We start from the raw sequence: 13,156 nt of genomic DNA, 5'->3' as shown, positions 1-13,156 counted from the left end.
GTTGTAAACAGTTTAAAGTGATAGGTTAAGTACTAAACCAGAAGGAAGAATCGATACAAAATGAAGATAATAAAGGGTATATATTTTTTAAGTTTGATTTTAGCCGCATGTTTAAGCCCCGAAGTTCGTGCTGAAGGGTTTTTACATGCAGACGGCAAGCAGATTGTGGATGGAAACGGTGAGAACGTCATTCTTCGGGGCATCGGCACCGGGAACTGGATGATCATGGAAGGCTATATGATGAAAACAGTTGGCGTTGCAAATACACATACACAGTTCAGAAATAAGTTGATTGAAACCATAGGTGTGGCAAAAACAGACAGCTTCTACAATGTGTGGCTGTCAAATCACTTCACCCGTCGCGATGTGGATTCCATGAAAATATGGGGATATAACAGCGTCAGGGTTGCCATGCATTATAAATGGTTTACCCTTCCCATTGAAGATGAACCTGTTCAGGGTGAAAATACATGGCTTGATAAAGGATTCACGATGATAGATTCCCTCCTTGACTGGTGTGGCGATAATGAGATGTACCTGATTCTCGATTTACATGGAGCTCCGGGCGGTCAGGGCAAAGATGCGGCTATCTCTGATTATGATCCATCCAAACCGTCACTTTGGGAAAGCAATGATAACAAGAAGAAAACCGTGGCGCTGTGGCAGAAACTGGCAGAACGCTATGCCGATGAGCCATGGATTGGGGGCTATGATCTGATAAATGAAACAAACTGGACCTTTCCCGAAGGTAATAACTCACAGCTGCGGCAACTGTTCGGGGAAATTACCGATAGCATCAGAAAGGTCGATCAAAACCATATTCTGTTTATTGAGGGCAACAGTTTTGCCAATGACCATTCAGGTTTAAAACCACCATGGGATGATAACATGGTGTACAGTTTCCATAAATACTGGAGCACGACAGGGCCGAACGATCTGGACTGGATCATACAGTTGCGTAACCAGTACAATGTTCCACTTTGGCTTGGAGAGTCAGGCGAGAATTCAAATACATGGTTTACAGAATTGATTCAGTTATGCGAAAGTAAAAATATAGGTTGGTCGTGGTGGCCGGTCAAAAAGGATGATATTAACAGCATTCTGAATGTAAAAACCAGCAGTGCCTATGAAAGTTTGATCCGCTACTGGAAAGGAGAGGGGCCGGCACTGACTGAGCAGGAAGCCTTTGATGCAGTTCTGGATTGGGCTGAAAATCACAAAATTGAGAATTGTGTTATTCAGTATGATGTGATTGATGCCATGATCCGTCAGCCACATACCAACGAGGTGCTGCCTTACACTGATCACAAACTCACAGAACCCGTATTCTTTACGGAATATGATTATGGTAAAAATACAATTGCGTATTCAGATGCCGTTGTGGTCAACTACAGTATGGATTTTTCATCCTGGAACGATGGCTGGTCCATGCGGAATGATGGCGTGGATATAGAGGCCTGTTCGGATAGTGAACCCAATAACGGATACAATGTTGGCTGGACCGAAGACGGTGAGTGGATGCAGTATTCCATGCACAGCGACTCTGTTGCCATGTATGATCTGCAGATCCGCCATGCATCCGGTTCTGGAGGATCATCAGTGCATTTTGAAGTAAATGGTGTAAATGTATCAGGAAGTCTGGTGCTTCCGGCTACCGGAAGTTGGGATAACTGGCAGACCACTACATTTAATGATATTATTTTACCCGCAGGCGATATTAAAATAAAGCTTGTTTTTGAACGGGGCGGTTCGAACCTGAATTATTTTCAGTTCATAAATCCGCGTTCTGCTTCCGATGTGGTGTTTAAGCTGATTTCTGCCGAGACAACTGAGGATGGGTTTGGAATTCTGTTGAGTGTGAATAAGAACGTGGATATTCCGGATGTTTCATTTAACCCGGCCGATTTTGTGCTGCTGGTTGATGATGAAGCTGTATCTGTGGATGAAGTCAACCTGAGCGGATCATCAGATATGATCCTGGTCCTGTCAGTAGCTCAGGGGCTTTATTCCGATCAGAATATCCGGCTGTCATACACCGGAGAATCGGTGCATTCAGGCGATATTAACCTGTTACAGTTTTCAGATGAACCGGTTCTTAAAAAGATGGCAGAAAGTAAACGTATCCCCGGAAAAATTCAGGCTGAAGACTTTTTTGTGAATCATGGATTTGAACTGGAAGATTGTACCGATACCGGAAACGGATTAAACACGTCGTATGCCAATGCGGATGATTACCTGCTTTATAAAGTACATGTTACACGAACAGGGTATTATCGTGTGATTTATCGTGTTGCCACAGAAAAATCCAATGCTGAGATAAAATTTCAGGTTGGTCCGTTAAATATTTATACTACCCTGGATACCATGCAGTTCGAAAGTACAGGTGGCTGGCAAAGCTGGGATATTCAAACTTCTGAAGTTTACCTGGAAGAAGGATATTACTATCTCCGGTTCCTGGTGAAACAAAGTGAGTTTAATCTGAACTGGTTTCAGTTAAACTATACAGGTACAGCGATTGATAAAAAGGAATTAAATACAGGTATAAAACTTTTCCCTAATCCTGCAAAAGATCTCATATCGGTTGTTTTTTCAGGATCAGATTTTGAAAATAAAACCATTGAAATTCTTCACCTGAACGGGAAAAGATTGCTTATAGCTGAAACTAAAAATTTAGAATGCCAGATTAATACAGAGAGCCTAGTTGCAGGAATTTATCTGATCAGAATAACCAGAGACGACAAACAAAATACGTTGAAGTTATCTGTTCAAAAGTGATTTATACAGTTTAAACGGATGCCGGTTTTAAGTTAATCTTCCATTTGACTTAGCTCGCCTGACAGATGCTTAAACTTAATATAATTCACATTTAAGCCTCCTTTAGTGAACGTCAGTTTAAAGTCTTTAACACCATTTTTAACGTAAACATCGTTAATGGATAGGTTATACCATTCTTCGCCAGGTTTTTGATGTTTATTTTTGGGTGGAGCAACTTCAAGGTTCTGGTCCCCAAGTGTAATTTTTATTTTACCCGTATCTCCTGAAACCCTTAGAATGATGCTATATTTCCCGGGAGTGACATTTGTAAGCGAGTATTTTGTCCATTCGCCATCCTGCGTCCAACCTACATAGTAACCGTTTGAGATAGGATCATTACATATACCGATATCTACGCCGTCGCTTCTGTAGGTATAGCCGGAATTCCATCCGGTATATTTCCCGGTGGTTACGTGCAGATCCTGATAATCGTTGTCGTTCCAGGCATCATTTAAGGTTCCTAAGTCGTAATCCACTGCAAATATTGTTCCCGGAATACTGTGTGCCTTGAATGGTTTGCGCTCATGATGAAAAGGAGCATTCAGATAGGCAAAAATAACGTCGCTGTTAAATTTGCAGTTTTCCGTTTTTATATTTTCCAGAAGATCGTTCATGGCAATGATAGTTTCCTCTTTGCCGGGTTTGTTTTCTCCGGTTTTAGGGTTGTAGTCTATGATGGCATCCCAGCTTTTTGACACAATTGTATAAGGATCGTCAATGTCCATTTGTTTATATGCCCAGGTTGCCCAGCCAATATTCAAACGCTCCATTTGCTCTACCATATCAGTAAACCATGTGTTTGAGTTTTCACCGGTTTCACCAAGCCACAGTGGTACGTTGAGTTGTGTTCTAAGGTCCAGAACGCCTTCTATACTTTTATCATCGTTATTGGACCAGTACTTATGGAAGCTGAAAACCGTGTTGTCATCGTAGGATGCAAGATCATGTAAACCACCGTAGTTGTTAGCCCAGCAATTTCCTTCAATAAATATGATGTGATTCCTGTCAACCAGGCGAATAGTATCTGTTATACGTTTATATAAATCCAGAAGCGGTTTGTTTTTTGTGCAGTCGCAACCGTTTGGATGCGTGCCATCGTTCTCAAATGCCCAGTTGGGTTCGTTAATAAGGTCATAACCACCAATATTTACTCTGTTTTTAAACCTGTTTGCCAACTGATACCAAAGTGCTACTGTTTTAGCTTTATTGGCCTCGCTCTCCCACAAGGCTGGTTTCTCAGGATCGTAGTCGCTAATATTGGCATCCTTACCCTGACCACCTGGTGCAGCATGAAGGTCCAGTATCAGGTAAATATCGTTTTTTTCGCACCAGCTTAGCAGGCTGTCAAGCATATTGAAACCTGTTTTAAGCCATGTATTCTCCCCTTTAACAGGCTCCTGCTCTATTGGCAGTGTAAACAGGTTGTAATGCATTGGAACCCGTATGGAATTAAAACCCCATTCGTTGATGTTTTGTACATCCTCGCAGGTAAAGAAGTTTGTAAGCCACTCGTCGTAAAACGCATCTGTAGTAGCCTTGTCAGTCAGATCCTCCAGCATGGCTCTGATCTTATGTTGGGGCCCGACCGGCGTTTGAAACATATAACCTTCCTGCAGCATCCAGCCTCCGAGACCAACACCTCTTAAGATGAAGTTTTCACTTTCAGTATTTACGATCCGTTGACCATCGCGTTTCAAAAAGCCATTGACATTTTTATTTGCATTTGATCCCTGCAGAAAGCATATCATAAAAAGAAAGGGAAGCAGTACGTATTTATATTTACCCATATTTCCGAGATTTATCAAATTGATGAATATAGTATTATCCATATTAAACAATACTCAAAAATACCTGAGGGAAAGGAAAAATCCCAGAATTCAAAGTATACTTGCTCTCTACAGACGAAAGAATTCAGCAGGATGTGCTATACACATGTTATTATTTTTAAGATATTCAGGTCCTTATGATCACAATGTCAACCTTATGAGTTAAAATAATCATGGAAATTACGAATATTCTGATACGAAAAATTTACATTTTACGCATGTTCTGTACGAATTGACTTGTTACGGCACGATGGATATAAAGCGTTAGATTTACGGACTATAATTCCCTGATATATAAGTTAAGGTCAGTTTCATGGGACAGACCCATCTTTTTCCTTAAACGATAACGGGTTACATCAACACTTTTAGGTGAAATATTCATAAGATTGGCTATTTCCTGGGTGTCCAGATTGATACGTATGAACGAAAGAATGCGTACGTCGTGAGGTGTAAGATTTGTATGTTTCTCCGTCAGACGATTGATGAAGTCCTGGTGCAGCTCTGAGAAAAGTTTATGAAAAAAGAAGTTTCTTTTTTCACTGCTGACTTCTTCAAGAATCTTGTTTTCCCATCGTTTCGAGTCGCTGTTACGCATTTTCTCTAGGCCCTCTTTCAGCTCCATTAAAAACTGATTTTTGTGACTTATAATTTCAGCATATTGCAGCAACTGTTCATTTTTTATCGCAATATTACTTTTCACAACATCCTGTTCATGAAGTTTTTGTTGTGTCAGGATTCGTTTCTTATTTAACCGGTTCATTATATGAACGGTAAACAGAATACACAGGAGGAAGATAATGGAGTAGGGTATAATGACCCATTTAGTCTGATACCAATAGGAGTCAATAACGAATGATACTTCGCTTTCTTTGGTAATTTTACCATTCAGTCTGCTTTGAACCGTGAACCTGTACGTTCCGCCATTTAGCTTTGTGTATTCTTTTTTGCTGGCAGTTGCACTCCATTGCGACCAATCATTATCATACGGCCAAAGGATGTACCGGAATTCAATCACATCGCTGGATGATTTTTGTGTTCCGAAGTGAAAAATAATGTTTTTGTCGCCAGCAGAAAACTGAAGCTGTCTAGTCATATAGGGGTATGTATACTCCTTGAAATCACTATCGTCCTGGCCGACATCAATTTTGGAAATTACCGGTGGTGTTCCTGTTACACGCTTTGATGTATTATCAATATTGAATGTGGTTACACCTCTGTCTGTTCCAATACGCAGTTCACCGTTTTTTATATCGATGAATATATTATGTTTCATGAGCGCATTCTCAATTGAACTCAACAACTTCTTATAGGAATAATAGGTTCCGTCGCGAAGATCGACCAGCATGTCCAGTTGACCATTTTGAACATATGCCAGTGAGTTTCCGTTTGCTTCTTCGTAAAAGGCAGAAATTCCGGGTCCGTTAATATTATTGAATGGAGGAGTCGTGATTTCGGTGAAGGAACCATTGCTGTATTCCATTAATTTGTTGCCGTTATAGAATATGATCTTGTTATTGAAATCAAAAAATGTTTCAATTGTATCATAACTTTTTTGTTCTACCATTCCATCTCCTGCCAGTTTATGTTGGCTGACCGGTTCTCCTTCCGTATCAGACCAGATGCACTGATTGACATCATCGTAAAACAGTTTGGTTCCACCGGCATGATTGACAAATGTAACGGGTTGCATCTGATCACCCGTCATTTTAGTCAGTATCAATCCTGAGTATGTGGAAAGCATGTAGAAACAGGTGCCACCGAATCGCGCGATATCCATTACTCCATCGCCGCTATAAATTTTAACAAGCTTATTATTAATCATTTTCATTAATCCCAGTGTATGACAAATGTATAGCTGATGGTCGATTTCCCGTATGCGCCAAACCTGTCCTTCACTGTTCGGAACAATAGTAAAAGGATTATAAGCTTTAGATGAAAACAAACCCTTGTTGGTTGCAAGGTAAGTAGTGTTATTATAGTCTTTGATATAATAGGTTGCTCCTTTATTGAAAATCGGTTTTAATGCGTTTTTTAATTCCACATAAGCTATGCCGTAATCAAGCCCAAGCCAAATATTTCCGTTGGGAGCTTTCTTAACAGACAGAACGGTATTGTCTATAAGGTTATTGGAAGAGTTGACTTCCGTTACAATAGAGTTATCCTGTTCATCAATCTGTAGTAATCCGTTTGAAATAGTGCCAATGTTGTAAATTTCATTGTCATAAGATGAAGCTGTAAAAAAGGATATTCCTTCAATGGTGTCCGGCATGTTAATCTGTCGTACCTCTTTCCCGTCGTACGCAAACATCTTACCGTTGAACATGATGAAATAAAGTTGATTATTCCGAACAAATAATTTTCTTATTTCAACACCCTGAGTCTGATTGAAATTAGAGTGTATTTTGAAAGTGTCATTTTCGATTGTTCCAATCTTGCCTTCTCTGGAAATAGCCCATAGCTTATTATTCCAGATAGTCATGTTGTAAAATCCTGTACCTGATCTTATAATGGATTGTTGTTTGGATTTTTTGTTATACACGATGATTAATCCTTCGGTCTGGAAATAGATTTTTTCCCTCAGGCATTCCACATCCCAAACTGTTCCTCCTTCCGCATTGCCAATAAAAGTATATTCCATGTTAGTGGGGGTGCTTTTTACAAAATATCCCATGTCAACATCGCCACCACACCAAATTGTATCGTTCTGAACTTTCAGGCTTCGGATAACATCCTTGCTGGTAGTTTGTGTTAATTCCCAAATGCCGTAAATATTCCGCAATAAGCCTTCTGTATTTCCAAAATAAACTACGCCGTATGAATCAATGTCAATATCCCAGTTCTGGCGACCTGCATTATAATCTGTTTTATCATAGGATTTAACTACCGAGAGGTAATTATATCCAAATGCTCCGGAAAAGGAGAAAACGGAAATCAGTATGATAAAACATATTCTGGTCATTACTTTTAACGTAAGATAGTTATTGTTAAAGGTACAGTGGTTAGTGAAATGAGCTCTTTGTTAAAAGCAAATATAGTATTTAGATCAATGTCCTCCAAGCCATATCATGATGCCGGATGAACGTTGTATAACATGTTTTGATTCTGAATTTAGATTTTAAAAAAGCTAGGTTGGGTAATGACATAGTTTCCTTGTAAAATAGAATCCCAAAAGCCAGATAAAAACTTTTGGGGTTCTATTCAGAAAAGTCGCAGCCCTTCTGTTTTATTGTTTTACAAACCGTTTGGTAATATATTGTTTTCCGTTTGAAATCGTGATAAAGTATATGCCACGATCCAGTGCATTGATGCTGACTTTGCTGGCTAATTCTCCGGTGAGTTGATCCTTTTGAACTGTTTTGCCGGAAATATCAGATATGCTGTAAGACACGAATGACTTATAATCCGGAATTGTTAAATGAATTTCAGAACTGGCCGGATTCGGGTACAAACTGAATCCTTTCGGATCTGAATAGACTTTTTGTACCGGTACAGGACCATTATCTGCAACCAAACTATTGATGTACTTTTCAAGCATTGTATATCCGTCTGTACCTACAGTGTTTCTGTCGGTTGGGTCATCTTTATTCAAACCATTATCATTTTCCCAGTCATCCGGCATTCCGTCACGATCAGAATCAACCGGGACACTATTCGGATCATATGAATATGTCGGATATCCTCCTGCATCAGAAGGTGTATCAACAAATCCTGGTTTAGGACTTGAACTTCTTGATTCTCTCATTGGAGCCAAACGGTTTGTTACTTCGTTTATAACCCGGGAGTCAATCGCATCTCTTACATGACTGGCACCTACGTATTCCCGTACTACATCATAGGCTGTTTCAGCACTGTGTGTCGTAACATAAGGGACCTCAAATTCTGAAGTTGATTTAATGCCATCAATTGTGCCTCCTGGAAGTGGTGCATTTCCTGTGTTGGGATCAATACCGTTCCAGTTGTTGCTTGTTGTATTTGGATATCCGTAAGTATAATTCCCGTTTACGTAAAATGTGCCCCAAACTCCTGCAGGCTGACTGTTAGAGCCATCATCAGCGTTTGGAGAAAATATCCTGTCCTTGGTTGAGGTTGCAGCTCCATATGAATAATAGTTATTTATGAAATTGTAGCTTCCTCCTTCACCGGCATAGCCACTGTTTCCTCCCCAGTTATAAATCACATTATTTCTGAAATCTACCAATTCCTGATCAGGCAGGTCCGAATAGCGTGAGCCGCACATTCTGGGATTACGACTGTCGTGATGGGCCAGTAAATTATGATGGAATGTTGCTCCCTTTCCTCCCCATATTCCACCATATCCATGTCTGCCTTTTGGATGGAACGATTGCCTTAAACTCTCTGCAACCAGACACCATTGCATGGTGAAATTCTTATTGTCATAAAAACTTGCTGTTTCATCAATTCCCCATCCAAAAGAGCAATGATCTATGATTATATCACTTTGTCTTCTCCCGAAAATTGCGTCCGTTTCAAACTTAATATTGGAAAGTGGCGCGTTTATAGAGTTGTCGATATCATCTCCCGGGCGGATTCTGATGTACCGAATGATAATATTGCTTCCTCCAATTGTAAATGAAGGACATGATAATTCAGTCACTGCACTCAGACAGGCGGAAGTAACTTTTATAGGACTGTTTTTTATCAAGATTCCATCGCCAGGAGCAGTCTGTCCTGCGATAGTTGTATTAGAAGGGACGCTAAGGTTTGAAGTTAGTTCAATAATTCCACCAACCTTAAATATGATTGTTTTATCACCGGATCGTCCCAGACACCATCTTAATGTACCTTCGTGAGTACTTAAATTACCAGTGTTTGTATCATCCAATGAGGTAACAAAATATACTGCACCACCTCGTCCGCCTTCGGTATACATTCCGCCTCCTTCAGCTCCGGGGAAAGCTGGTGTTTGTGCTGGTACCTCTGATATGACAAAGGCTAAAAATAAAAAAAGAAAAGTAGAAAATCGTTTCATATTACGCTGATTAATGTTGTTTATATAAACTGGTCAAAACACTGTAAATAATCAGACAACTAAATGGCATTCATACATATGATAGTTAGATATAATAACAGAGCCTGTCCAAAGTATTTTTTGAGTTAAATATTCGATGAATATTTATAAAATTTGCCAAGTACTACACAAATATAAGAATTGAATTTTGAAAAGATGAGAATTTTAGGAATATTTTGCAATCGATTGCATTAAATTATGTTATTTGTATTATGTTTCAATAATCAGGTAATAAAAAAGCTCCCGAAGGAGCTTTAATTATCAGTATTTCATAAATTGTTTATTGATATGGCCTGAATTGCTTGTAAACTGTATCGAATAGAAACCCGGATTTAGTCTTTCAGTATTAATAATAATCTGATCATCGTCGGCTATTGTATTTCCCACTAATCTATTTCCTGCCAAATCATATATTGCATAGCTTTTAATATGGATGGAATGGTTCATTCTTACAAATAATTTATCATTAACCGGTACAGGATATACACTTACATCGTTTTGGTCCGATTCTTCATCAAGTTTAGTCGCAGTTGTTACAGTTATTTCGTTGCTAGTTGTATCCATTCCTGTAAGTGTTGTATCAATCGAATAGCCATCGACTTTAAACCAGACGGATTGCCCTACACTTAAGTTCGCATCGTTCCAAACGTATTCATTCGAAGTTAATCCTGAGTCTATTTTTGAGAATGACTGCTGGTTATCCGTACTGTAATATAAATCATAGGTTATGGGATTCCCATCATCAGGATTGTTCAGAGTCCATGATAGTGGAATAGCTCTGTTCCACTCGTTATTCTCCGGTTGAAGAATGCTTACATCAGGATTCACATAGGTGTGAAGCAGTTCTGCATATCCTTTCCCACTTACAGCTGTTCCGTTCACAGTTCCTTCAATACTGACAGAGCCTTCATAAAACCGGAATGGTAGTTTAACTTCAGTATTATTATTCAGTGCGGTGATAATGACGTCAATATTATTCTGATCAGAGGTCAGTCTCCATTTTCTGGAATAACATTCGTCCTTTGTTGAATTCCACCAAAACCCCAGACGTTCAATATGAAAATCAATGTTTGTATAACTGTTGGTTTCATCTACATAGACAGAGATATTCTTATATTTTGGATCATCAGGAATTGAATTGTCTGTTGCAAACAGATCCCATACATTAATGTCCATTCCGTTGGAAAGTTGTAAGCAGAACCATTCATATTTTTCGCCTGTACTTGGATTAAAAGTACCATATTGCCTGTCAATCCACGATGTTCCTGTGACGGACTCTGTGGTTCCGTTAAATGTAAATGAACCGGTAACATTATTCAGGGTCTGGGAATAGTAATAGGTATATGTTTCCTGACCCTGAGGGAAGTAACCATCATCACCCAGAATAAGTGGTGGTTTTTGCGCAATATATTCAAGATTTAATGCACCCTTTGGAGCGGTAGCGTTTAAAACGTATTCAAACGGAATCATTCCGCTTTCGTCTGTTTTGTTTTTCCACGTTTCAGTCCCGGTTTGTAATAAACCTGTTTTTATAAGAAGATTGAGGCTGTCCGTTGCAAGCAAAGGATAGGTGACAGGCTGAACATCAGAGTAAAACTCTCCAGTATCATCGTTCGTAACATTGAATATTCTGAATCCCTGATAAGGTGGGTAATTCATGTAAAAGTAGGTCAGCATATAACTGTAGTTTGTTTCGCTTTCCGATCCTTTTAAATGCCCAATTGTATACCACCATTCCACTGGTTCTGCCGTATGTCTGCCCTCATCCTTTGGAAATTTAATTAAACTGCCTTCAGGTTCATAGGGGTACGTCTTCCAGTCCTGTGAAGAAGCAGGAAGTAAAACCAGAAAAAGAAAACTTAATAAGAAGTAAAACTTTATGTTCATAATAAAACTGTTAGGTTATTTAAAATTAGTCAAGATAAAGATAATATAAATTGAATGATTGCAAATGTATGTAACGTTCTGTACAAATGTATAACATAAAAAACAGTAAAAATACCTATAAGCAAAAAATGGGTATTTTCGCTGAATTGGGAATATATTGCCGGGGAGAACATAGTTCCATTAAATCTGGGAGTATTGGGAATTTGTCACATCATGAGGGAAGTAATATAATAAGAGCTTGCGTTAGAAGTATATTCGCTGCCAACAGCCACAATGCCTGGAAAAAATAGGGAAAAGTAATACTGTGAAAATATAATAAAACAAGAAAAGGAACTTAGTTTTTGGTGAATAAAAGTGGTGCCACCAGCCCCGCGGCATCAGGGGAACCGGGGACGCACGAATTAATTTGAGAACTTAGTCAATAGGCTGTTAACCATATCGGCATTATTCTGAAGTTTTTGGTAGAACTTTCTGTTTCTCATTTTCTTAATGTATCGTTCCAGTTTTAGAGCCTGAGAACGATTGTTACATTTAATAGTAAGAAACAATTTCCAGTCCTTAGTAAATTTGGTACTTGCATTATTATAAAATCCAGAATTGTGTTTGTCCAATCGGCGCTTAATATCTTTTGTTTCCCCAATGTAAAACCTGTCTTTTAATCTGGAATAGATGATGTAAACAAAATGCATTTTAAAATGAGTTTAGGTTCTAAACAAAATTACGATAAATAAGCTTCATACAAAATCCAGTCTTTCAGGAATAAATTGAGGTGTTTCAACCACAATACCTGTAAAAAACAAGGAAAAGTAATACCGTGAAGATATAATAAAACAAGAAAATGGAATTAGTTTTTCGTGAATAAAAGTGGTGCCACCAGCCCCGAGGCATCGGGGGAACCGGGGACGCACGAATTAATTTGAGAACTTAGTCAATAGGCTGTTAACCATATCGGCATTATTCTGAAGTTTTTGGTAGAACTTTCTGTTTCTCATTTTCTTAATGTATCGTTCCAGTTTTAGAGCCTGAGAACGATTGTTACATTTAATAGTAAGAAACAATTTCCAGTCCTTAGTAAATTTGGTACTTGCATTATTATAAAATCCAGAATTGTGTTTGTCCAATCGGCGCTTAATATCTTTTGTTTCCCCAATGTAAAACCTGTCTTTTAATCTGGAATAGATGATGTAAACAAAATGCATTTTAAAATGAGTTTAGGTTCTAAACAAAATTACGATAAATAAGCTTCATACAAAATCCAGTCTTTCAGGAATAAATTGAGGTGTTTCAACCACAATGCCTGTAAAAAACAAGGAAAAGTAATACCGTGAAGATATAATAAAACAAGAAACGGAAATTAGTTTTTGGTGAGTGAAAAGTGGTGCCACCAGCCCCGAGGCATCGGGGGAACCGGGGACGCGGATAAATTCTTATAAAAAGCAAAGCGGGAAAAACAATTGTTTTTCCCGCTTTGTGGTGCCACCAGGAATCGAACCGGGGACACACGGATTTTCAGTCCGTTGCTCTACCAACTGAGCTATGGCACCATTTGGTTTTGCTGTGTGAACTCTTATTGCTAAGAGCGGTGCAAATATAGATATTT

At 38.9% G+C, this 13,156-nt stretch carries 7 protein-coding genes and 1 tRNA gene; 1 reads left to right on the top strand and 7 read right to left on the bottom strand.

Translation table 11 applies throughout. The features are described 5' to 3' along the window. Positions 1-60 precede the first annotated feature (60 nt). On the top strand, positions 61-2,775 hold the full coding sequence (locus ACE01N_RS17910; protein ID WP_380591971.1) for a carbohydrate-binding protein: 2,715 nt from the start codon (positions 61-63) through the stop codon (positions 2,773-2,775). Positions 2,776-2,807: 32 nt separating this feature from the next. Here ACE01N_RS17910 and ACE01N_RS17905 read toward each other — a convergent pair whose 3' ends face one another. The 7 genes from ACE01N_RS17905 to ACE01N_RS17875 form a co-directional block, all read right to left on the bottom strand. After that, a complete protein-coding gene (locus tag ACE01N_RS17905) occupies positions 2,808-4,601 on the bottom strand; it encodes a cellulase family glycosylhydrolase (protein ID WP_380591969.1) in 1,794 nt (597 codons plus the stop codon). A 316-nt stretch (positions 4,602-4,917) separates the two neighbouring features. After that, entirely contained in the window at positions 4,918-7,599 is a 2,682-nt protein-coding gene (locus ACE01N_RS17900; protein ID WP_380591967.1) for a helix-turn-helix and ligand-binding sensor domain-containing protein, read from the bottom strand. 264 nt (positions 7,600-7,863) lie between these two features. Then, positions 7,864-9,630 carry a T9SS type A sorting domain-containing protein gene (locus ACE01N_RS17895; RefSeq protein WP_380591965.1) on the bottom strand — a complete coding sequence of 589 codons (1,767 nt, stop codon included), beginning with the start codon at positions 9,628-9,630 and terminating at the stop codon, positions 7,864-7,866. Between the two features lie 300 nt (positions 9,631-9,930). Next, entirely contained in the window at positions 9,931-11,556 is a 1,626-nt protein-coding gene (locus tag ACE01N_RS17890) for a lipocalin-like domain-containing protein (protein WP_380591963.1), read from the bottom strand. 401 nt (positions 11,557-11,957) lie between these two features. Continuing rightward, a complete protein-coding gene (locus ACE01N_RS17885) occupies positions 11,958-12,245 on the bottom strand; it encodes a GIY-YIG nuclease family protein (protein ID WP_380591961.1) in 288 nt (95 codons plus the stop codon). Between the two features lie 222 nt (positions 12,246-12,467). Further along, positions 12,468-12,755: a GIY-YIG nuclease family protein gene (locus ACE01N_RS17880; RefSeq protein WP_380591961.1), complete on the bottom strand. Its 288-nt coding sequence runs from the start codon at positions 12,753-12,755 to the stop codon at positions 12,468-12,470. Between the two features lie 272 nt (positions 12,756-13,027). Further along, positions 13,028-13,100 (bottom strand) — tRNA-Phe (locus ACE01N_RS17875). Positions 13,101-13,156: the final 56 nt, after the last annotated feature.

It is taken from the genome of Quyinboa ferrireducens, from assembly GCF_042436675.1.
Lineage (GTDB): Bacteria > Bacteroidota > Bacteroidia > Bacteroidales > UBA5342 > JBHJHP01.
The sequence above is the reverse complement of the archived record's forward strand: the minus strand, read 5'-3'. Positions and strand labels throughout refer to the sequence as shown.

Bases quoted from the DNA above. Each gene is read 5' to 3' on its own strand.
- ACE01N_RS17905 (WP_380591969.1), bottom strand. From the start codon at position 4,601: ATGGGTAAATATAAATACGTACTGCTTCCCTTTCTTTTTATGATATGC.
- ACE01N_RS17885 (WP_380591961.1), bottom strand. From the start codon at position 12,245: ATGCATTTTGTTTACATCATCTATTCCAGATTAAAAGACAGGTTTTAC.
- ACE01N_RS17910 (WP_380591971.1), top strand. From the start codon at position 61: ATGAAGATAATAAAGGGTATATATTTTTTAAGTTTGATTTTAGCCGCA.
- ACE01N_RS17890 (WP_380591963.1), bottom strand. From the start codon at position 11,556: ATGAACATAAAGTTTTACTTCTTATTAAGTTTTCTTTTTCTGGTTTTA.
- ACE01N_RS17895 (WP_380591965.1), bottom strand. From the start codon at position 9,630: ATGAAACGATTTTCTACTTTTCTTTTTTTATTTTTAGCCTTTGTCATA.
- ACE01N_RS17880 (WP_380591961.1), bottom strand. From the start codon at position 12,755: ATGCATTTTGTTTACATCATCTATTCCAGATTAAAAGACAGGTTTTAC.
- ACE01N_RS17900 (WP_380591967.1), bottom strand. From the start codon at position 7,599: ATGACCAGAATATGTTTTATCATACTGATTTCCGTTTTCTCCTTTTCC.